The 19,699-nt window shown below is 72.6% G+C and carries 21 protein-coding genes; 17 read left to right on the top strand and 4 right to left on the bottom strand.

Annotated features, from left to right (window positions below; genetic code table 11):
• The first annotated feature begins 235 nt into the window (after positions 1-235).
• Both ABGB14_RS31070 and ABGB14_RS31065 read left to right on the top strand, forming a co-directional pair.
• Entirely contained in the window at positions 236-1,315 is a 1,080-nt protein-coding gene (locus ABGB14_RS31070) for a LacI family DNA-binding transcriptional regulator (RefSeq protein WP_347647388.1), read from the top strand.
• A 190-nt stretch (positions 1,316-1,505) separates the two neighbouring features.
• The gene (locus ABGB14_RS31065) at positions 1,506-1,874 is read left to right on the top strand and encodes a hypothetical protein (RefSeq protein WP_347647387.1); all 369 of its coding nucleotides are present in this window, start codon (positions 1,506-1,508) and stop codon (positions 1,872-1,874) included.
• 85 nt (positions 1,875-1,959) lie between these two features.
• Here ABGB14_RS31065 and ABGB14_RS31060 read toward each other — a convergent pair whose 3' ends face one another.
• Positions 1,960-3,795 (bottom strand): glycoside hydrolase family 15 protein, encoded by a 1,836-nt coding sequence (locus ABGB14_RS31060; protein WP_347647386.1) that lies wholly within the window; start codon positions 3,793-3,795, stop codon positions 1,960-1,962.
• 142 nt (positions 3,796-3,937) lie between these two features.
• Between ABGB14_RS31060 and hypF the strand changes: the two genes are divergently transcribed.
• The 13 genes from hypF (at position 3,938) to hypE (ending at position 16,104) form a co-directional block, all read left to right on the top strand.
• Positions 3,938-6,223 carry a carbamoyltransferase HypF gene (hypF, locus tag ABGB14_RS31055; protein WP_347647385.1) on the top strand — a complete coding sequence of 762 codons (2,286 nt, stop codon included), beginning with the start codon at positions 3,938-3,940 and terminating at the stop codon, positions 6,221-6,223.
• A gap of 142 nt (positions 6,224-6,365) precedes the next feature.
• The gene (locus tag ABGB14_RS31050; protein WP_347647384.1) at positions 6,366-7,412 is read left to right on the top strand and encodes a hydrogenase expression protein HypE; all 1,047 of its coding nucleotides are present in this window, start codon (positions 6,366-6,368) and stop codon (positions 7,410-7,412) included.
• Between the two features lie 15 nt (positions 7,413-7,427).
• On the top strand, positions 7,428-9,233 hold the full coding sequence (locus tag ABGB14_RS31045; protein ID WP_347647383.1) for a nickel-dependent hydrogenase large subunit: 1,806 nt from the start codon (positions 7,428-7,430) through the stop codon (positions 9,231-9,233).
• A gap of 9 nt (positions 9,234-9,242) precedes the next feature.
• Positions 9,243-9,698 carry a hypothetical protein gene (locus ABGB14_RS31040; protein WP_347647382.1) on the top strand — a complete coding sequence of 152 codons (456 nt, stop codon included), beginning with the start codon at positions 9,243-9,245 and terminating at the stop codon, positions 9,696-9,698.
• Positions 9,695-10,339, top strand: a complete 645-nt coding sequence (locus ABGB14_RS31035) for a DUF5947 family protein (protein ID WP_347647381.1) — start codon at positions 9,695-9,697, stop codon at positions 10,337-10,339. Before ABGB14_RS31040 ends, ABGB14_RS31035 begins: the two co-directional genes overlap by 4 nt.
• Positions 10,336-10,554 (top strand): hypothetical protein, encoded by a 219-nt coding sequence (locus ABGB14_RS31030; protein ID WP_347647380.1) that lies wholly within the window; start codon positions 10,336-10,338, stop codon positions 10,552-10,554. Before ABGB14_RS31035 ends, ABGB14_RS31030 begins: the two co-directional genes overlap by 4 nt.
• A gap of 5 nt (positions 10,555-10,559) precedes the next feature.
• Positions 10,560-11,198 (top strand): DUF6084 family protein, encoded by a 639-nt coding sequence (locus ABGB14_RS31025; protein WP_347647379.1) that lies wholly within the window; start codon positions 10,560-10,562, stop codon positions 11,196-11,198.
• A 6-nt stretch (positions 11,199-11,204) separates the two neighbouring features.
• Positions 11,205-12,275, top strand: a complete 1,071-nt coding sequence (locus ABGB14_RS31020) for a hypothetical protein (RefSeq protein WP_347647378.1) — start codon at positions 11,205-11,207, stop codon at positions 12,273-12,275.
• Positions 12,272-13,111 (top strand): hydrogenase maturation protease, encoded by an 840-nt coding sequence (locus tag ABGB14_RS31015; RefSeq protein ID WP_347647377.1) that lies wholly within the window; start codon positions 12,272-12,274, stop codon positions 13,109-13,111. Before ABGB14_RS31020 ends, ABGB14_RS31015 begins: the two co-directional genes overlap by 4 nt.
• 125 nt (positions 13,112-13,236) lie before the next feature.
• Positions 13,237-13,602 carry a hydrogenase maturation nickel metallochaperone HypA gene (locus tag ABGB14_RS31010; RefSeq protein WP_347647376.1) on the top strand — a complete coding sequence of 122 codons (366 nt, stop codon included), beginning with the start codon at positions 13,237-13,239 and terminating at the stop codon, positions 13,600-13,602.
• Positions 13,580-13,852, top strand: coding sequence for a HypC/HybG/HupF family hydrogenase formation chaperone (locus ABGB14_RS31005; protein ID WP_347647375.1), 273 nt, complete (start codon positions 13,580-13,582; stop codon positions 13,850-13,852). Before ABGB14_RS31010 ends, ABGB14_RS31005 begins: the two co-directional genes overlap by 23 nt.
• Positions 13,853-13,885: 33 nt before the next feature.
• Positions 13,886-15,034, top strand: a complete 1,149-nt coding sequence (hypD, locus tag ABGB14_RS31000; protein WP_347647374.1) for a hydrogenase formation protein HypD — start codon at positions 13,886-13,888, stop codon at positions 15,032-15,034.
• On the top strand, positions 15,031-16,104 hold the full coding sequence (hypE, locus tag ABGB14_RS30995) for a hydrogenase expression/formation protein HypE (protein WP_347647373.1): 1,074 nt from the start codon (positions 15,031-15,033) through the stop codon (positions 16,102-16,104). The genes hypD and hypE overlap by 4 nt, the downstream gene beginning before the upstream one ends.
• Here the strand turns inward: hypE and ABGB14_RS30990 are convergent.
• The 3 genes from ABGB14_RS30990 to ABGB14_RS30980 are packed head-to-tail and all read right to left on the bottom strand — an operon-like array spanning position 16,087 to position 17,533.
• Complete coding sequence (locus ABGB14_RS30990; protein WP_347647372.1) at positions 16,087-16,686, bottom strand: SIS domain-containing protein; 600 nt, start codon at positions 16,684-16,686, stop codon at positions 16,087-16,089. The two genes, hypE and ABGB14_RS30990, sit on opposite strands and share 18 nt — an antisense overlap.
• On the bottom strand, positions 16,683-17,000 hold the full coding sequence (locus ABGB14_RS30985) for a HypC/HybG/HupF family hydrogenase formation chaperone (protein WP_347647371.1): 318 nt from the start codon (positions 16,998-17,000) through the stop codon (positions 16,683-16,685). The genes ABGB14_RS30990 and ABGB14_RS30985 overlap by 4 nt, the downstream gene beginning before the upstream one ends.
• Complete coding sequence (locus ABGB14_RS30980) at positions 16,997-17,533, bottom strand: phosphoheptose isomerase (RefSeq protein ID WP_347647370.1); 537 nt, start codon at positions 17,531-17,533, stop codon at positions 16,997-16,999. The genes ABGB14_RS30985 and ABGB14_RS30980 overlap by 4 nt, the downstream gene beginning before the upstream one ends.
• 238 nt (positions 17,534-17,771) lie before the next feature.
• On the opposite strand from ABGB14_RS30980, the gene ABGB14_RS30975 reads away from it, so the two are divergent.
• Entirely contained in the window at positions 17,772-18,584 is an 813-nt protein-coding gene (locus ABGB14_RS30975) for a M23 family metallopeptidase (protein WP_347647369.1), read from the top strand.
• Between the two features lie 138 nt (positions 18,585-18,722).
• Positions 18,723-19,676 (top strand): alpha/beta hydrolase, encoded by a 954-nt coding sequence (locus ABGB14_RS30970; protein ID WP_347647368.1) that lies wholly within the window; start codon positions 18,723-18,725, stop codon positions 19,674-19,676.
• The last annotated feature ends 23 nt before the right edge of the window (positions 19,677-19,699 follow it).

The following is a 19,699-nucleotide window of genomic DNA, read 5'->3' as shown; positions in this document are numbered from 1 at the left end:
GGCCAGTGAGTAACCAGTTTCTAACAGAGCCGTCAGAGGGTGTCAACGCCTGTCGAGCGAAGCACTGAGCTGCGGCGATGCCGGGCTATTTTTTCCTTCCGACTCCTGCGGCAACCGGTTGCAGGCAGATTGAGAAACCGGTATCTTGCGAGCGCGCCCGGCCGCGGGCGCGCTCGTCACGGCTCGGCGATTTAATGCATGCAGGCGGAACGGCCGGAGCGTGCAGGGGGAGCGGATGAGGGCAGGAACCGGAGAGCGTGCGGAGGACCGGGAGGAGCCGGCCTCCCAGCCGGGATCGGCCGGGAGGCGGGGGCCACGGCCGGCGGGCGCGCCGACCATCAGCCGGGTCGCCGAGGCCGCCGGCGTCTCCCGCGCCACCGTGTCGCGGGTGATGAACGGCTCCACCACCGTCAAGCCGGAGCTCGCCGCCCGCGTGCGCGCGGCCGCGCAGGCGCTCGACTACGAGCCGAGCGTGGCCGCCCGCAGCCTCGCGCTCGGCCGCACGGGCACGATCTCCCTGGTGGTCCCCGACCTGGCCAACCCGCTGTTCCAGGGCGTGCTGCGCGGGCTCAGCCAGGCCGCGGGCAAGGCAGGGCGCCAGCTGCTGGTGGCCGAGTCCAACGAGGACATCGAGGAGGAGACGATCCTGGCGATCGAGGCGCGGCGCAACTCCGACGGGCTCGTGCTCGCCTCGCCCCGCGCCCCCGACGAGCGGCTGCGCGAGCTCAGCGACCGCCTGGCGCCCTTCGTGCTCGTCTACCGCGACGTCCCCGGCCTGGCCGCCCCGTCGCTGTCGGTCGACAACGTCGCGGGCATCGACGACCTGATCTCCCACCTCACCGGCCTCGGCCACCGCCACCTGGCCTACCTGAGCGGTCCCGAGGCCAGCTCCTCGCACGTGCTGCGGCTCGCCGCGCTGCGTGCGGCGGCGGCCGGCAACCCGGGGTTCACGCTGACGGAGGTGCCGTGCGGCTCGATGTTCGACGACGGCCACGCCGCGGCCGGCCCGGTGCTGGAGTGCGGCGCGAGCGCGGTGGTGGCGTTCAACGACATGGTGGCCTCCGGGGCGCTGACCGGCCTGCACGAGCTGGGCGTGCGGGTGCCCGGCGACGTGTCCGTCACCGGGTTCGACGACATCCCGTTCGCCCGCTACACCACTCCCCCGCTGACCACGGTGTCGATCCCCAAGAACGAGCTGGGCCGGCAGGCGTGGGACCGGCTGTGGGCGCTGATGAACGGCGAGAGCGGCGGCTACAACGTGCGCTTCCAGCCCCGGCTGCTCATCCGCGACAGCACGGGACCGGCGCCCACCTAGTCGCTCGGTGGTCCGCAGAGGGTCGCCGGAAGCGGCGGGAGGGCGCCGAGTCTTCGAGAGTAGACCGATTGCCAAGTGGTGGCGGCTCAGCACCATTGAAGCTCATGGGTTGGTCCGGCACGCTGAGGAGCCGAAGAGGGCTGTCGAAACCGCATGAACGGCGACCCATGCCCCCCAGGAGAGGAATGCCATGGCAAACGTTGTATCCCCGGTTGTCCGAGCCGCCGTCGGTGTGACATCCGCACTATTGGTCACGCTGGCGGCACAAGGGCCGGCACAGGCATCGGCGGGCCCCCACGCCCTCTATGCCGAACACGGGTCCGACACCGGTTGGGTTCCTGCAATGACCAACTCGCTGTACGTGAACGACGTCGAGAAGGATGGAAACGATGTCGTCGGGCAGGTGTGGTATCACGACTCGCGCTCCAATTCCGAACGCACGTACGAGGTGTGGGACCGTGATCCAGACGGTGATGCAGCGACAGGTGTCGCCCCGGGTAACGTGCTCAGAATGCGCGTCTGCGAGGAGACCGGTTCGTGTTCCGCCTGGGTCAGGTGAGCTGGGCCACCCCTCTCCGCGATCGCGACGCGACCGGCGCGAGCTCCCCGACGTGCTCAGGAATCACCGGGCCGCGGGCTGAGCCTCAGCCGAGCGCGCGGTCGAGGTTGAACGCCGCGCTGATCAGCGCCAGGTGGGTGAAGGCCTGCGGGAAGTTGCCCTGCTGCTCGCCGCTGCGGCTGATCTCCTCGGCGTACAGGCCCACGTGGTTGGCGTAGGTCAGCATCTTCTCGAACGCCAGCCTGCCCTCCTCCACGCGGCCCGCGCGCACGAGCGCCTCGACGTACCAGAACGAGCAGATGGAGAACGTGCCCTCCTCCCCGCGCAGGCCGTCCGGGCTGGCCTTCGGGTCGTAGCGGTAGACCAGCGAGTCGGACACCAGCTCGGCGGTGAGCGCGTCGAGGGTGGCCAGCCACTTCGGGTCGGTCGGCGAGATGAACTTCACCAGCGGCATCATGAGGACGGCGGCGTCGAGCACGTCGGCGTTCTCGTACTGCACGAACGCCTTCAGCTCCTTGGACCAGCCGCGGCTCATGAGCGTGCGGTAGATCTCGTCGCGGGCGAGCCGCCAGCGCGGGATGTCGGCGGGCAGGCCGCGCCGGATGGCCACCCGCATGGCCCGCTCGATCGCCACCCAGCACATCAGCCGCGAGTAGAGGAAGTTCCTGCGCCCGCCCCGGGTCTCCCAGACGCCCTCGTCGGGCTGGTCCCAGTGGTCGCAGACCCAGTCCACCAGGCCGCAGACCTCGTCCCAGTGGTCGCTGGAGATGGGCTGTCCCCACTTGTCGTAGAGGTAGATGGAGTCGATGAGCGCTCCGTAGATGTCGAGCTGGAGCTGGTCCGCGGCGGCGTTGCCGACGCGTACGGGGGCGGAGCCCTGGTGCCCTTCCAGGTGGTCGAGCTCGCGTTCTGGCAGGTCGGTACGCCCGTCGATGCCGTACATGATCTGGAGCGGTCCCGACGGGCCGTCGGCGCACCGGGTGACGCGCCGGGTGAGGAAGTTCATGAACGCCTCGGCCTCGCCGGTGAATCCCAGCCGGAGCAGGGCGTAGACGGCGAAGGCGGCATCGCGTACCCAGAGGTAGCGGTAGTCCCAGTTGCGCTCGCCGCCGACCTGCTCGGGCAGGCTCGTCGTCGGCGCGGCGACGATCGCGCCCGTCGGGGCGTACGTGAGCAGCTTGAGGGTCAGCGCGGACCGGTGCACCATCTCCCGCCACCGGCCGCGGTAGCGGGAGGCGGACAACCACCGCCGCCAGAAGGTGACCGTGGCGGCGAACTCGTCCTCGGCCTCGGCGTACGCGCAGGCGCGCGGCATCACCTCGCCGCCGACCTGGTCGAGCGCGAACACCTCCGACTCGCCCTCGTCGAGGGTGAAGGCCGCTCTGGCGTCCAGGTCGTCGCATTCGACCGGCACCGTGGCGGTCAGCGCCAGCGACAGGTCCTCCGACTCGAACAGCACCATCCCGTCGTGCTCGCGCACGCGGTGCGGCTGCGCCGCGTAGCCGAACCTGGGCGCCACCCGCGCGTGGAAGGGGATCGACCCGCGCACGCAGATCACCCGCCGGATCAGCCGGTGGCGGCGGGCCTCGCCCGAGTCGGTGGTCACCGGCATGAAGTCCTGGATCTCGCCCACCCCGCCCTCGGTGAAGAACCGGGTGATCAGGACGTTGGTGTCAGGGAAGTAGAACTGCTTGGTCTTCGCGGGCACGCTCGCGGCCAGTTCGAACGCTCCGCCCTTGTCGGCGTCGAGGATCGAGCCGAAGACGCTGGGCGAGTCGAAGGTCGGGCAGCAGTACCAGTCGATGGTGCCGTCGGTGCCCACCAGCGCCACGGTACGCAGGTCGCCGATCAGGCCGTGCTCGGCGATCGGCAGGTAACGGGCGGGCCCGCCGCGGACCCCCTGATCGAATGTCTCGGCCATGGCAACCTCTTCTCCGGCGTCGCGCTGTCCCTACCCACGGTGCGCCGCCCTCTCTCCCGATCCGGCGGTGCGAACGTCATGGGCGTGCCACGTGTCGGCGGGGCTGCCCCGATCCCGCCGCCCTCCGGTGCAGACTGGCCCGATGGGGGTGCGGGTCCGGGTCGAGGGTGTGGTCCAGGGGGTGGGGTTCCGCCCGTTCGTGCACGGGCTCGCCACCCGGCTGGGTCTGGCGGGCCGGGTCGGCAACGACGCCCGCGGCGTCTTCGTCGAGCTGGACGGCGAGCACGACCGGATCGCCGAGTTCCTGACGCGGCTCGAACGCGACGCGCCCCCGCTGGCCGCGATCGAGAGCGTGACCGTCACCCCGAGCGGCCGGGCGGCCGCCGGGGGTGGCGGCCGGTTCCTGATCGTGGCGAGCGAGCGCTCGGGAACGCCGCGCACGCTGGTCTCGCCCGACATCGCGACGTGCGCCGACTGCCTGGCGGAGCTGGCCGACCCCGCCGACCGGCGCTACCGCTACCCCTTCGTCAACTGCGTCAACTGCGGGCCACGGCTGACGATCACCCGGGCCCTGCCGTACGACCGGCCGCTGACGACCATGGCGGGCTTCGCCATGTGCGACGCCTGCCTGGCCGAATACCACGACCCGGCCGACCGGCGCTTCCACGCCCAGCCCGTCTGCTGCCCGGCCTGCGGCCCGGCGCTCAGGCTGGTGGACGCGCGGGGCAGGCCGCAGGCCGGCGGCGACCTGCCGGGCGCCGCCGGAGTGCTGCGCGGAGGCGGGGTGCTGGCGGTGAAGGGCCTCGGCGGCTACCACCTGGCGGTCGTGGCCTCCGACGAGCGGGCCGCCGCGGAGCTGCGGCGGCGCAAGCGGCGGGCGGACAAGCCGTTCGCCGTCATGGTGGCCGACCTGGCGCAGGCCCGGCGGCTGTGCGAGGTGGACACGGTGGCGCAGGAGCTCCTGACCGGCCGCGAGCGCCCCATCGTGCTGCTGCCCCGCCGCACGGACGTCTCCGGGGCCGTGGCGGGCGCGGTCGCCCCCGGGCAGCGCCACCTCGGGCTGATGCTGCCCTACACGCCGCTGCACCACCTGCTGCTCGCGGAGACGGGCGCGCCCATCGTGCTGACGAGCGCGAACCTCGCCGGCGAGCCGATCGAGTACGACGACCGCGCCGCCCTCGACCGGCTCGGCGGCATGGCGGACGCGTTCCTGACCCATGACCGGCCCATCCACCTGCGGGCCGACGACTCGGTCGCCCGGGTGGTCAGGGGCAGGGGCACGCTGGTGCGGCGCTCGCGCGGCCACGCCCCGGCCCCGTTCACGCTGGCGTGGGAGGCGCCCCGGCCGGTCCTCGGCTGCGGCGCGGCGCTGAAGAACACGTTCTGCCTGGTGAGGGGGCGGCACGCGGTCGTCTCCCCGCACCTCGGCGACCTGGAGGGCTACGAGACGCTGCGGGCGTACGAGGCGGGGATCGAGCATTTCTCCGCCCTGCTCGGGGTGCGTCCCGAAGTGGCCGCGCACGACCTCCATCCGGACTACCCGTCCACCCGGTACGCGCTGGGCCTGCCGGACGCCGAACCGGTCCCGGTGCAGCACCACCACGCGCACATCGCCTCGTGCCTGGCCGACAACGGCGAGCACGGCCGGGTGATCGGCGTCGCGTTCGACGGCCTCGGCCACGGCGCCGACGGGACGTTGTGGGGCGGCGAGTTCCTCCTGGCCGACCTGGTCTCCTTCGAGCGGGCCGGGCATCTGGCGCCCGTTCCCATGCCGGGCGGCGCGATGGCGGTCAGGCAGCCGTGGCGGATGGCCGCCGCCTACCTGGCGGGCCTGGACGTCGCGGCGGACGCGGCCGTGGCGCGCCGCGCGGGGGACCGGTGGAGGGCCCAGTGGGAGAGCGTGACCGCGCTGGCCCTGCGCGGCGGGGCGGCGGCGCCGCTGACCTCGAGCGCCGGGCGCCTGTTCGACGCCGTGGCGGCGCTGGCCGGCGTGCGCGACACGATCACGTACGAGGGGCAGGCCGCGATCGAGCTGGAGCAGCTCGCCGACCCCGCGGAACGCGGCGCCTACCCGGCGGGCATCGCGCGGCACGACGGGGTGCTCGTGGTCGCCGGCGCGGACCTGGTGCGGGCGGCGCTGGAGGACCTGACCGGGGGCGCCGGCCCGCCCGTCGTGTCCGCCCGCTTCCACAACGGCGTCCGCGAGCTCATCGTGCGCTGCTGCACGGCGCTGCGCGAGGAGACGGGGCTGACGACGGTGGCGCTGTCCGGTGGCGTCTTCCAGAACGTGCTGCTGGCGGAGCGCACGGTGGAGCGGCTGGAGCAGGCCGGGTTCAGGGTGCTCACCCATGCGGGCGTTCCGGCCGGCGACGGCGGCATCAGCCTCGGCCAGGCAGCCGTCGCCGCCGCCCGCGACCTCTTCCGGTAGCCGGGCGCGTTCGCCTCCGTGCAGGTCAGCGAGGTTTCGGCCGGCTTCGGGGGCGGTATGTCCGCTACGTAGAGCTACAGTCCGGGCACATCACGACACCGGACCGGAATCTCTGCATCCGGCCACGAAGGGGGCTTGGGCCATGACGACCACGCAGACGCCAACAGGTCTGGACGAGCTTCACATCCTGTGGACCTCGGAGGGGATGAGCTGCGACGGCGACACCGTCTCCGTCACCGCGGCGTCGCTGCCGAGCCTGGAGGACGTGCTGCTGGGGCTCGTGCCGGGGCTGCCCAAGGTGCACCTGCACAACAAGGTCCTGGCGACCGAGGTGGGCGACGCCTTCATGGCCGCCTTCCACCAGGCCCATCAGGACGAGCTCGGCCCGTTCATCCTCGTGGTCGAGGGATCGATCCCCAACGAGAAGATCAACGGCGACGGCTACTGGACGTCGATGGGCAACGACCCGGCCACCGGCGAGCCCATCACGGTGAACGAGTGGATCGACCGGCTGGCTCCCAAGGCCTGGGCGGTCGTCGCCATCGGCACCTGCGCCACGTACGGCGGCATCCACGCCATGGCCGGCAACCCGACCGGCTGCATGGGGCTGGCCGACTACCTCGGCAAGGACTTCCGCTCGGCCGGCGGCCTGCCCATCGTCAACGTGCCCGGCTGTCCCGTGCAGCCGGACAACTTCATGGAGACCCTGACCTGGCTGCTCTACCAGGCGGCGGGGATGGCCCCCACCATCCCGCTCGACGAGATGCTCCGTCCCACCTGGTTGTTCGGCAAGACCGTGCACGAGGGCTGCGACAGGGGCGGCTACTACGAGCAGGGCGACTTCGCCCACGACTACAACTCCCCCAAGTGCCTGGTGCGCGTCGGCTGCTGGGGCCCGGTGGTCAACTGCAACGTCACCAAGCGCGGCTGGATGGACGGCGTAGGCGGCTGCCCCAACGTGGGCGGCATCTGCATCGCCTGCACCATGCCCGGCTTCCCCGACAAGTTCATGCCGTTCATGGACGAACCCCCCGGCGGATCGGTGTCGGCCGCGGTCAGCGGCGCGTACGGCTCACTGATCCGCAAGATGCGGTCGATCACGAACAACACGGCCAACAAGGAACCGAAGTGGCGTCACAACCGCCGCAGGCTGACGAGCGGGTACGACCCGCGCTGGGGAAACGGCTAAAGGGAGAGTGGCGAGGTGACAACCCGTACGGCGGGCGCCAAGCAGCAAGCGGGCGAGGCCCGCGAGCTGGTGGAGATGTCCTGGGACCCGATCACGAGGATCATCGGCAACCTGGGCATCTACACCAAGATCGACTTCAAGAACCGCGAGGTCGTCGAGTGCAAGAGCACCTCGTCGCTGTTCCGCGGCTACAGCGTGTTCATGAAGGGCAAGGACCCGCGCGACGCGCACTTCATCACGAGCCGGATCTGCGGCATCTGCGGTGACAACCATGCGGTCTGCTCGATCTACGCCCAGAACATGGCGTACGGGGTCAAACCCCCGCCACTGGCCGAATGGATCATCAATCTGGGTGAAGCGGCCGAATACATGTTCGACCACACCCTCTTCCAGGACAACCTGGTCTTCGTCGACTACTGCGAGCAGATGGTCAAGGAGACCAACCCCAGCCTGCTGCGGCGGGCCGAGACCGCCGAGGCGCCGAACGCCGGGGTGCACGGTTTCCGGACGATCGCCGACGTCATGCGCGCGTTCAACCCGTTCAGCGGTTCCGTCTACAAGGAGGCGCTGCAGGTCAGCAGGGTGACCAGGGAGATGTGCTGCCTGATGGAGGGCCGGCACGTGCACCCGTCGACGCTCTACCCGGGCGGCGTGGGCACCGTGGCGACGCCCCAGGTGTTCACCGACTACCTGGTGCGGCTGCTGCGGGTGCTCGACTTCGTGAAGAAGGCCGTCCCGATGAACGACGACCTGTTCGACTTCTTCTACGAGGCGCTGCCCGGCTACGAGGAGGTCGGCCGCCGGCGGGTGATGCTCGGCTGCTGGGGCGCCTTCCAGGACCCGTCCGTGGTCGACTACGACTACCGGACCATGAACGCGTGGGGCAGGAAGATGTTCGTCACGCCGGGCATCGTCCTGGACGACGAGTTGCTGACCACCAACCTGGTGGACATCAACCTCGGCATCCGGATCCTGCTGGGCAGCTCCTACTACGACGACTGGCAGTCCGAGGAGACGTTCGTCACCCACGACCCGCTCGGCAACCCGGTGGACCAGCGCCACCCGTGGAACCAGACGACCCTGCCCAAGCCGCAGAAACGCGACCTGGAGCACGGCAACTACAGCTGGGTGATGAGCCCGCGCTGGTACGACCAGCGCACCGGCGACCACCTGGCGCTCGACACCGGCGGCGGCCCGCTGGCGCGGCTGTGGTCGACGGCGCTCGCGGGCCTGGTCGACACCGGCACGGTGCGCGCCACGGGCCGGAGCGTCGAGATCAACCTGCCCAAGAGCGGCTCCCTGCCGGAGATGCGGCTGGAGTGGAAGGTGCCGCGCTGGGCCAACACCATCGAGCGCAACCGGGCCCGCGCGTACTTCGTCGCGTACGCGGCGGCGATGGCGGTGCACTTCCTCGACCAGGCGCTGGGAGAGGTGCGGGCCGGCCGCACGCAGGTGTTCACCGACTTCGACGTGCCGGACGACGCGATCGGCTGCGGCTTCCACGAGGCGGTGCGGGGCGTGCTGTCGCACCACATGGTGATCCGCGACGGCAAGATCGCCAACTACCATCCGTACCCGCCGACGCCGTGGAACGCCAGCCCGCGCGACATGTACGGCACGCCGGGGCCGTACGAGGACGCGGTGCAGGGGTTGCCGATCTTCGAGGAGAACGGGCCCGAGAACTTCAAGGGCATCGACATCATGCGTACGGTGCGCAGCTTCGACCCCTGCCTGCCGTGCGGCGTGCACATGTACCTGGGTGGCGGCAAGGAGCTCAAACAGGTGCACTCGCCCACCTTCGGCGCGAGTCTCTCCGGTTAGGGGCGGGGGATGGACGATCGCATCGCGCGGATCGAGGTCATGCTCGACGAGGCCGGCCCCGACGCGGTCGAGCTCGTCAAGGAGCTGCTCGACCTGTACGGCGAGGGCCTGGCCCGTGTCATGGCGGTCCTGGAGGAGGAGCAGGCGGCGCGGCTGGCCGCCGACGAGTCGGTGGCGCCGCTCCTGCTGCTGCACGACCTGCATCCGGTGGACGTGCGGGCCCGCGTGGAGGCGGCGATCGGCGGCTCGGCCGAGGTGCTCGCCGTCGAGGACGACCTGGTACGGCTGCGCGTGCGGCCCGCCGGCTGCCGCTCCTCCTCCGAGGCCGCGACGTCGGCCCTGCGGGAGGCGGTACGCGCCGCCGCCCCGGAGATCGAGCACGTCGACATCGAGGTCGAACGCGGGGAGACGCCGCTGATCCCGGTCGAGAGCCTGGCCGTGCGCTCCGGCCCGCGGGCGCCGTGACCGGCCTGCTGCGCCGGCTCGCCGCGCAGGCGCAGCAGGCCCGCGAGCGGGAGCCGTCCCGTCAGGCGGAGGCGTGCGCGTTGTGCGGCGAGGCGCTGCCGGACGTGCACCGCCACCTGCTGGAGCTGCCGTCCCGCGAGCTGCGCTGCGCGTGCCGGGCCTGCCAGGTGTTGTTCGACCACGTGGCGGCCGGTGGCGGGCACCTCGTCCTGGTGCCGGACCAACGCCGGCGGCTGAGCGGCTTCGTCCTTCCCGAGCCGGTTTGGGCGCGGCTGGGCGCCCCGGTGCGCATGGTGTGCCTGGTGCGCGACTCGGACTCCGGAGGGATCGTGCAGTTCTACCCGAGCCCTGCGGGGGCGGTGCGGGCGCCCGCCGACCCGGCGGCCTGGGACCTGCTGGTGCGGGACAACCCGGTGCTCGCGCAGCTGCGCCAGGACGTGGAAGCCCTGCTCGTCGACCGCGACCGCGGCGCGTGGATCGTGCCGCTGGACGACTGTTACGCGCTCGTCGGGACGATCCGGGCCCGCTGGCGCGGGCTGACCGGCGGCCAGGACGTGCGCACGCACCTCGCCAGATTCTTCACCGACCTCGACGACCGGTCCGTCACCGTACCGGCCACCGACACCAGGAGCCCAGCGTGAGCAAGAAACACCCGATCAGGACAGGCCGCCCGGACGTGCATCCCGACGCCTCCGCACACGTGAAGGGCGTCAAGGAGGGCAACAGCCGCGGCAACTACGACAAGCAGGACGGCCACCTGCCCGACGGCCGCTCCACGGCCCGGCGCTCGACCGGCATCAGCCCCCGCAAACACGATCCCGTCGACCCCGACATGCCCAACCTGTCGCCCGCCTGATCACGATGCCACCGACAGCACCGGCCGTGCGGATCGAGGTCCAGGGCGTCGAGCCGGCCGCTCCTGCCGCCGCGCCCGCCCTGGACTTCCGGCTGCGCGTGCACGCCGACGCGCCGGTCCGCGCGCTCACGCTGGCCACGCAGCTGCGCATCGACGCCGACGCGCGCGACTACGACGAGGACGCGCGACGGCGGCTCGAAGGGCTGTTCGGCCCGCCCGAGACGTGGGGGCGCAACGTGTCCAGCCTGCTGTGGGCCCGGACCGTCACCCACGTGCCCGCCTTCACCGGCAGCACGCCGGCGACGCTCACCGTCCCGTGCACCTACGACTTCGACGTGGCCGCGGCCACCTACCTGCACGGCCTGCCCGGCGGGGAGGTGCCGCTGCGGTTCCTGTTCACCGGCACCGTCTTCTACCTCGACGGCGGCCGCCTGCAGGCGGCCTGCCTGCCGTGGGACACCGAGGCGGGCCACCGCATGCCGGTGCGGGCGTGGAAGGAGCTCATGGACCGCCACTTCCCGCGCACGGCCTGGATCCGGCTGGAGCGCGACACGTTCGACCGCCTGTACGCGCACCGGGTGCGGCACACCCTGCTCGGATGGGACGACACGGTCAGGTCACTGTTGGAAACGAGCGGAGGCTGACCGCGCATGGACCCGCAGACGGATCAGGTACGGCAGATCGCCCAGGCCGTGCTGTACGAGGGCTACCTGCTGTGGCCGTACCGCGAGTCGTCGCTGAAGAACCGGCACCGCTGGACGATCGGCGGCGTGCACCCGGAGGCGTACGGCCGGGCCCACGAGGGCAACCGCTGGCTGATGCGTACGGAATGCCTCGTCGAAGCGGAGCCCGGCGACGCCGTCGACGTGTGCGTGCGGTTCCTGCACGTCGTCACCCGCGAGCCGGTCGCCGGCGGCCCCGGCCGCCGGCCCGGCGAGGAGGCGCGGGAGCGCGAGCTGACCATGCCCGGCCTCGTCGTGGACGAGCTGGCGCAGGGCCCGGCCGTCACGGCCATCGACCTGCCCGCCGGACGCCGGATCGAGCCGCTGCACGCGCTCGACGGCGCCACGGACCGAGCGGCGGCGCCGCCGGGCGAGCCGGTCGAGCCGCCGACCGGGCCGCCGACCGGGCCCCCGACCGGGCTGTCCCCCGGGGCGGGCGGGCCGGCGGGCGCGGTGGTGCGCAGCTGGGAGCCGCTGCGCGGCCGGATCGAGGCGAGCGCGCGGCGGCTGGGACCCGGCCTGTTCGCGATCGCCGTGGAGGTGGTCAACACCACGCCCTGGGGTCCGGGCACCCGCGCCGACGCGCTGCGCCGCACGCTGGTCTCCGCGCACACCGTGCTGCACGCGCCGCGCGCCCGGTTCGTCTCACTCACGGATCCGCCGCCGGAGCTGCGCGAACACGCCGAGGCGTGCCGCAACGAGGGCGCCTGGCCGGTGCTCGTGGGCCCGCACGGCGACCGGCACACCGTCCTGGCCTCGCCGATCATCCTGTACGACCACCCGGAGATCGCGCCCGAGAGCCCCGGCGACCTCTTCGACAACACCGAGATCGACCAGCTGCTCACGCTGAGCGTGCTCGCGCTCAGCGACCAGGAGCGGCAGGAGATCCGTGACGGCGACCCGCGCGCCCGCGCGATCCTCGACCGCTGCACCGCGCTCGCTCCCGAGGACCTGATGCGCCTGCACGGTCTCATGCGCAGGACGGAGCCACAGGCATGAACGACTTCTGGACGCGGATGGCCGGGCGCGGCCCCGGCGAGGTGATCGTGGACGGGACGGCGGTCGGCCCCGGCAGCCTGGTCCGGCTGCGGCCGAGAAGCCGGACCGACGTCTTCGACCTCGTCCTCGACGGCCGGGTGGCGGTCGTGGAGAGCGTCGAGCAGGACGACGAGGGCGCCCTGCACGTCGCGGTCACGCTCGCCGACGATCCCGGACGCGACCTGGGCGAGGCCAGGATGCCCGGGCACCGGTTCTTCTACTCCGCGGAGGAGATCGAGCCGATGGGCGAGCACCAGGAGCGGCCGGGCGGCGCCCGGATCCTGGTCGCCGGCATCGGCAACGTCTTCCTCGGGGACGACGGCTTCGGCGTCGAGGTGGCCCGCCACCTGGCCGAAGGGCCCGCCGTCCCCGGCGCGGACGTCGTCGACTTCGGCATCCGCGGCATGGACCTGGCCTACGCGCTCCAGCGCGCGTACACGGGCGTGATCTTCGTGGACGCGGCGCCACGCGGCCACGCGCCCGGCACGCTCACCGTGCTCGAACCCGACCTGCCGGGCGACGGTGAGGTGTCCTCGGGAGGGCCCCTGGAAGGACCTCTGGAAGGACACGGCATGGACCCGGTCAGCGTCCTGCGGCTGGCCAGGCGGATGGGACACCTGCCCGCCCTGGTGCGGGTCGTCTGCTGCGAGCCGGTCACCGCCGACGAGGCGCTGTTCGAGCTCAGCGAGCCGGTACGCGCCATGGTCGGGACGGCGGCCGACCTCGTGAAGTCCCTGGTTATGGAAATGATTGCGGAAAACGCCGGGCCTGGTTCCCGGGCTCCGCACCCACAGTGAGGTGATGTGAGATGTGGAAGAAGCGCGTGGTGAAGCTGGTCGCGCTCTGCGGGCTGGTGGCGATCGTCGTCCACCAATGGCCGGAGATCCACCGGTACATGAAGATCAAGCGAATGTAGGACGGCATGCACGAGATCGGGATGTGCGAGGGCCTGGTCGAGCTGATCGAGCAGCGGGCGGCGGGCAGGCCGGTCACGGCCGCACGGGTACGGGTCGGCGCCCGCCACGCCGTCGTGGACGACGCCTTCGGGCAGGCCTTCACGCTGGCCGCGGCCGGCACCGCCGTCCAGGACGCCGTGGTGGAGCTGGTCATCACGCCGATGACGGTGGTCTGCCGCGCGTGCGGCGGCCGCTCCGAGTCGGCCGACCCGCTGGCGGCCTGCCCGCTCTGCGGCGACGGGAGCGTCGACCTCAGCGGCGGCGACGAGCTGGTCCTGGAGTCGGTCACCTTCGGCGAGGAGGCGGCCGATGTGCCTCGGCATCCCCGGTGAGCTGGTCGAGTTCGCCCAGGAGCACGAGGACCTGGCCGTCGTCGACGTGAGCGGCGTGCGCCGGCGCGTCAACGTCGGCCTCCTCGCCGACGAGGGGCTGCGGCCCGGCGACTGGGTGCTCGTGCACGTCGGGTTCGCGCTGTCGAAGATCTCCGAGCGGGAGGCGCAGGCGGTGTTCGACTACCTCCAGGGGCTCGGGCAGCCGTACGCGGACGAGCTCGACGCGCTGCGCGGCTCGGACATCACGTGAGGCGTGTGAGCCGGAAGGACCGGAGGGGGACCGATGCGGTTCGTCGATGAGTACCGCGACGCGGGCCGGGCGCGGGCGCTGGCCGAGCGGATCGCCGAGAGCTGCCGGCCGGGGCGCCGGTACACGTTCATGGAGGTGTGCGGCGGCCACACCCACACCATCTACAAGCACGGCCTGGAGGACCACCTGCCGTCCGAGGTGAACCTCGTGCACGGCCCCGGCTGCCCGGTCTGCGTGATCCCGATGGGCCGGGTGGACGACGCCATCCACATCGCCCGGCAGCCCGACGTGATCATGACGTCGTTCGGCGACATGACGCGCGTGCCGGGCGGATCGGGGTCGTTCCTGGACGCCAAGGCGGCGGGGGCCGACATCCGGATGGTGTACTCGCCGCTGGACGCGCTGAAGATCGCGCGGGCCAACCCCGACCGGCGGGTCGTGTTCATGGCCATCGGCTTCGAGACCACCGCGCCCTCCACCGCGATGACCGTGCTGCGGGCCGCGGCCGAGGGTCTGGGCAACTTCTCCGTCTTCTGCAACCACGTCATGATCATCCCGGCGATCAAGGCCATCCTCGACTCGCCCGACCTGCGCCTCGACGGGTTCATCGGCCCCGGCCACGTCTCGGCGGTGATCGGCTGCCGGCCGTACGAGTTCATCGCCCGCGACTACCGCAAGCCGCTGGTGGTGGCCGGCTTCGAACCGCTCGACATCCTCACCTCGGTGCACATGCTGCTCGGGCAGCTCGCCGAGGACCGCTGCGAGGTGGAGAACCAGTACGCCCGCGTGGTGCCCTGGGACGGCAACCGCATCGCGCTGTCGGCCATGGGCCAGGTGATGCGGCTGCGGCCGCACTTCGAGTGGCGCGGGCTCGGCTTCATCGCCCACTCCGCCCTCGCCATGGCCGACGAGTACGCCGCCTTCGACGCCGAACGGGTCTTCGACCTGCCCGGCCTCCGCGTCGCCGACCCCAGGTCGTGCCAGTGCGGCGAAGTGCTCAAGGGCGTGCTCAAGCCGTGGGAGTGCAAAGTGTTCGGCACCGCCTGCACCCCGGAGACGCCCATCGGGACGTGCATGGTCTCCTCCGAGGGCGCGTGTGCCGCGTACTACAACTTCGGGCGGTTCAGCCGCGAGCAGATCAGCGCGGCGGCGCGCGAGCCGAGGGAGGCGAGCCGGCCGTGACCCGCGAGCAGCAGGTGCTCGACCGCATCGAGCGGATGCGGCGGCGCAAGCCCGTCGTCAGGGAGGAGCGCATCACGCTCGCCCACGGCGCCGGAGGCAAGGCCACCCAGACCCTGATCGAGGCCGTCTTCCTGGAGGCGTTCCGCAACCCGATGCTCGCCCCGCTGGACGACGGCGCGCTCGTGCGGCTCGGCGACGGTCCCGTGGCCTTCACCACGGACTCGTACGTGGTCTCGCCGCTGTTCTTCCCCGGCGGGGACATCGGCGACCTGGCCGTCAACGGCACCGTGAACGATCTGGCCATGTGCGGGGCCCGCCCGGTCCACCTGTCGGCGGGCTTCATCCTGGAAGAGGGCTTCCCCGTAGCCGACCTGCGGCGCATCACCGCCTCGATGGCGGCGGCCGCGGCGGAGGCGCAGGTGACGATCGTCACCGGTGACACCAAGGTCGTCCAGCGCGGCAAGGCCGACGGCTGCTACGTCACCACGGCCGGGGTCGGCGTCGTCGAGCAGCCGGTCACGCTGTCGGCCTCGGGCGCGCGGCCGGGGGACGCGGTCATCGTGTCGGGCCCGATCGGCGCTCACGGAGCCGCCATCATGCTGGCCAGGGACGACTTCGGCATCGAGGCGGCGATCACGTCCGACACCGCGCCGCTGCACGGCATCGTCGCCGCGTTGCTCGAGGCGCTGCCGCGGCACGTCAGAACCCTGCGGGACGCCACCCGGGGCGGGGTCGCCACCGTGCTCAACGAGGTGGCCCGCGCGTCCGAGGTGGCCGTGGTGCTGCAGGAGAACCAGGTCCCCGTGCACCCGGAGGTGACCGGGGTGTGCGAGCTGCTCGGCCTCGATCCCCTCTACGTCGCCTGCGAGGGCCGCTTCGTGGCCGTGGTCGACGGCGAGCACGCCGGGGAGGCCCTCGACACGCTGCGCGCCCACCCGCTGGGCGCCGAGGCCGCGATCGTCGGGACGGTCGCCGCCGACCCGCCGGGACTGGTGCTGCTGCGCACCGCCTTCGGCGGCACCCGGGTGGTCGACGTTCTGGTGGGCGATCCGCTACCGCGCATCTGCTGAGACCAGCTCGGCCAGCACGTGGTAGAGCGTCGCCTGCGCCTCCTGGATCCGGTGCACCGACGACGACGGGATGACGAACAGGTGCTCGGCCAGCCGTTCCTCGGCCATGCGCCCGCCTCCCGAGCCGGCGAAGCCGACGGTCGTCATGCCCTGGCTCCTGGCCTGGGCCAGGCCGCGCAGCACGTTCGCCGAGCCGCCGCTGGTCGACAGCGCGCAGGCGATGTCGCCGGGACCGCCGAGCGCGGCGAGCTGGCGGGCGAACACCACGTCGAACCCGACGTCGTTGCCGAGCGCCGTCACGAGCGCCGTGTCGCCGGTCAGCGACACCGCCGGCAGGCCGTGGGCGGTGCAGAGGTCGGCCACCGACTGCGCGTCCGTGCTGCTGCCGCCGTTGCCGAAGGCGAACAGCCGCCCGCCGGCGCGGAACGCGGCCGCCAGCTCCGCCGCGGCCACCGCCAGCGGCGTCGACAGCTCGTCGAGGACCCGGCGCCGCAGCTCCAGGCTCACGCGGGCCTTCTCCTCGGTGGACGCCCGCACGTCCAGCGGGTCGCGCCGCAGGAACGGGTACATCGTCTCGGTCATGCGCCTGCCCTTTCCACCACGGCGATCGCCTCGCCCGCGTGCACCAGCACGGTGTCGCCGACGCGCGCCTCGACCAGCGCCACGCTGATCTCCTCCGTACCCGCGTCCGCCTCTGTGCCCGCGCCGCCTGTACCCGTACCTGTGCTGCCCGTGCCCGTGCCTGTGCCCGTGCCCGTGCCCGTGCCCGTGCCCGTGCCGACCAGCGCCAGCCCGCCGGGCAGCAGGCCGGCGACGCGTACGCGCACGGCGACGTCGCCGCACGTCACGCACGAGTCGCAGAACGGTGCCGCCCCTTCGTCGCCACCGCCGGTCACGTGCCCTCCTCCGACTCCAGGAACACGTGCGCCAGCTCCCACAGCAGGTGGTACACCGTGATGTGGATCTCCCGCACGATCAGCGGATCATCGCTGTGCGCGGCCAGCACGTGCTCGGCCGCGACACCCGCCGGCGCGCCCGCCGCTGTGGCAGGCGTGTCGCGGGTCGCGTTCGCGACCAGGGCGACGGTCAGCATGTCCAGCTCGAGAGCGGCGGCGAAGTCGCCCGCGGCCGGGAGCACGCCCACGGCGATGTCACCCGGCCGCCCCAGCACCGGCAGCAGGCCGGGCTCGCCGCCCAGGCAGTGCGCGGGAAGCGCGGGCTTGCCGACGATCACCGGGTGGCTGAACTCCACCGCCACGTGCGCCGCGTCGGCCGCCGCCGCGCCCCGGCCGAAGGTCAGCAGCCTGCTCCCCCGCCGGAACCGCCCGGCCATGGCGGCCGCGGCCTCGACGACGGCGCCGGCGTCGGCCACCAGCGCCAGACCGGCGGACTCCCGGCCGGCGCGGATCCGATCGAGCACTCCGGCCATCCCGCCACCCCGCCTTCCCCCCGCGTACCACGACACCGCCCATTCCACCGTGGTCCCGCGCGGCCGGCGCGGCGTTTCCCGCCAGGGGTCCGGCAAGGTCCCGGCAAGTTTCTCCACTTGGTCCCGCCTGCTGGGCCGCCGCCGAGGGCCCGTACGACTGTGTGCCCGCGACGTGGGTAGCTCTCCTGCCGCCGCCCGCGTGGCGGCGGCAGACGTGATCCCCCACCGAGAGGACGTCATGTTCCCGGTCATCCTCGCCCGGATCCGGATGCCGATGATCATCATCGGCCTGCTCCTGGCGATCGGCGAGTTCGTCCACCACGTCCCCCTGCTCAGCGTGGCGGGCGTGATCCTGTTCCTGGCCGGCTTCGCCTCGATGTTCCTGCCCGCGGGCTCCGTCGAACGCGCGCCGATCCCGGTCGCCAGCCCCGTGCGGGGACGCTGGCTGGCGGTCAACAGCCCGGCCGACAAGGTGCCCAGCCACGGCCTGCACGCCTACGGCCAGACGTACGCGGTGGACCTGGTGAACTGGCCGGACGAGGACACCGAGTGGAAGGCCGTGGTGCGCGCGCCGTTGATGAGCCGCCCCGAGACGTTCCCCGGCTTCGGCCGCCCGATCTACGCGCCCGCCGCCGGCACCGTCGTCGCCGCCAGGGACTTCTGGCGCGACCACCTGAGCCGCAACTCCTGGCCCGCGCTGGCCTACACCATGGCCGAGGGAGTCGTACGCGAGCTGGCCGGCCCGGGCGGCGTGCTCGGCAACCACGTGGTCCTCGACCTCGGCGACGGCGTGTACGCCGCGTTCGCCCACCTCAAGCGCGGCTCGGTCCAGGTCCGCAAGGGTGAGCGGGTCGAGGCCGGGCAGCTGATCGGGCAGTGCGGCAACTCGGGCAACTCCAGCGAGCCGCATCTGCACTTCCAGCTCATGGACAACGCGCACCCGTCCATCGCGGCCGGGCTCCCGTTCACCTTCGAGGAGACCCTTCCTGACGGCACCACCCGCCGGCGCGTCCCGAGCAAGCGGCAGCCCTTGCTGTCACCGGCGCGCTGACCGGCACGCGCGGAGTCTGCACCCCGTAATACGTCAGAGCTACGCCGGAGGTGCACCCCGCAGCGGGACGCCGGCTAGCCGCGGTGATCCATACCTTCGAGGCCCGAGTACGTCTCCGGCACGGAAGGATCACCGCCCATGGCGACCCGCCGGCGAGGCAGCCTGCGCCGCGTCCTGCTCACCGCGCTCGTCACCGCCTCGGTGGCGGGACCGATCAGCGGCGTGACCCGCCCAGGCGCGGTTCCGGCGCCCGCCCCCGCCTTCGTGGCCCCGCTGGCCGCCGCGACCCCGTCCGAGCTCGCCCGGCGGTACGCGTCCGCCCGCGCGGAGATCCTGGCCGCCGAACGGACGGCCGCCCGGCACGGCCACCGGTGGCGGGCCGCCCGGCTACGGGAGATGGCCGATCCCGCGCGGCGGTTCCTGGCCTTCGACGGCCGGGACGGCGGCAGGACCGTGGAGGTTCTCGGCGACCTGGCCGCCGCCGAGCGGATCGCCGTGATGGTCCCGGGCGCCGGCGTCGACCTGGACAAGTACGGGATGTTGCGCGGCGGCTCGCTGCGCCTCCATGACGCGCTCGGCGACCGGTCGGCCGTGGTCGCCTGGCTCGGCTACCCCACGCCGAGCAGCGTGAGCCTCCAGGCGGTGACCCCGCACCGCGCCGCCGAGGCCGCTCCCCGCCTGCGCGCCTTCGTACGGGAGCTGCGCGCGGCCAGGCCGGACGCCCGGATCACGCTCCTGTGCCACTCCTACGGCTCCGCGGTGTGCGGCCTGGCCGCGCCGGGGCTGGACGTCGCCGGCATCGTCCTGTCCGGCAGCCCAGGCGCGGGCGTGCCCGACGCCGCCGCGATGCGTACCCCGGCCACGGTGTGGGCGGGGCGCACGGCCGGAGACTGGGTCGCGGGCGTGCCGCATGTGTCGGTCGCGTTACCGTTCGTCACGGTGGGGCTCGGCGCCGACCCGGTCTCGCCCCGGTTCGGCGCCCGGATCTTCGCGGCGGGCGGGGGCGGGCACAGCGACTACCTGGCATCCGGATCGAAGGCGCTGGAGAGCATCGCGCGGATCGTGTCCGGGCCGGCCGGCGCCGATGCGTGACCTCACCGCACGGACCGCGTCCG

The sequence above is a fragment of the Nonomuraea sp. B10E15 genome, from assembly GCF_039871615.1.
GTDB lineage: Bacteria > Actinomycetota > Actinomycetes > Streptosporangiales > Streptosporangiaceae > Nonomuraea.
This window is presented reverse-complemented; position numbering and strand designations above follow the sequence as displayed.

Bases quoted from the DNA above. Each gene is read 5' to 3' on its own strand.
- ABGB14_RS31070 (WP_347647388.1), top strand. From the start codon at position 236: ATGAGGGCAGGAACCGGAGAGCGTGCGGAGGACCGGGAGGAGCCGGCC.
- ABGB14_RS31065 (WP_347647387.1), top strand. From the start codon at position 1,506: ATGGCAAACGTTGTATCCCCGGTTGTCCGAGCCGCCGTCGGTGTGACA.
- ABGB14_RS31060 (WP_347647386.1), bottom strand. From the start codon at position 3,795: ATGGCCGAGACATTCGATCAGGGGGTCCGCGGCGGGCCCGCCCGTTAC.
- hypF (WP_347647385.1), top strand. From the start codon at position 3,938: ATGGGGGTGCGGGTCCGGGTCGAGGGTGTGGTCCAGGGGGTGGGGTTC.
- ABGB14_RS31050 (WP_347647384.1), top strand. From the start codon at position 6,366: ATGACGACCACGCAGACGCCAACAGGTCTGGACGAGCTTCACATCCTG.
- ABGB14_RS31040 (WP_347647382.1), top strand. From the start codon at position 9,243: ATGGACGATCGCATCGCGCGGATCGAGGTCATGCTCGACGAGGCCGGC.
- ABGB14_RS31025 (WP_347647379.1), top strand. From the start codon at position 10,560: ATGCCACCGACAGCACCGGCCGTGCGGATCGAGGTCCAGGGCGTCGAG.
- ABGB14_RS31020 (WP_347647378.1), top strand. From the start codon at position 11,205: ATGGACCCGCAGACGGATCAGGTACGGCAGATCGCCCAGGCCGTGCTG.
- ABGB14_RS31015 (WP_347647377.1), top strand. From the start codon at position 12,272: ATGAACGACTTCTGGACGCGGATGGCCGGGCGCGGCCCCGGCGAGGTG.
- ABGB14_RS31010 (WP_347647376.1), top strand. From the start codon at position 13,237: ATGCACGAGATCGGGATGTGCGAGGGCCTGGTCGAGCTGATCGAGCAG.
- ABGB14_RS31005 (WP_347647375.1), top strand. From the start codon at position 13,580: ATGTGCCTCGGCATCCCCGGTGAGCTGGTCGAGTTCGCCCAGGAGCAC.
- hypD (WP_347647374.1), top strand. From the start codon at position 13,886: ATGCGGTTCGTCGATGAGTACCGCGACGCGGGCCGGGCGCGGGCGCTG.
- ABGB14_RS30990 (WP_347647372.1), bottom strand. From the start codon at position 16,686: ATGACCGAGACGATGTACCCGTTCCTGCGGCGCGACCCGCTGGACGTG.
- ABGB14_RS30980 (WP_347647370.1), bottom strand. From the start codon at position 17,533: ATGGCCGGAGTGCTCGATCGGATCCGCGCCGGCCGGGAGTCCGCCGGT.
- ABGB14_RS30975 (WP_347647369.1), top strand. From the start codon at position 17,772: ATGTTCCCGGTCATCCTCGCCCGGATCCGGATGCCGATGATCATCATC.
- ABGB14_RS30970 (WP_347647368.1), top strand. From the start codon at position 18,723: ATGGCGACCCGCCGGCGAGGCAGCCTGCGCCGCGTCCTGCTCACCGCG.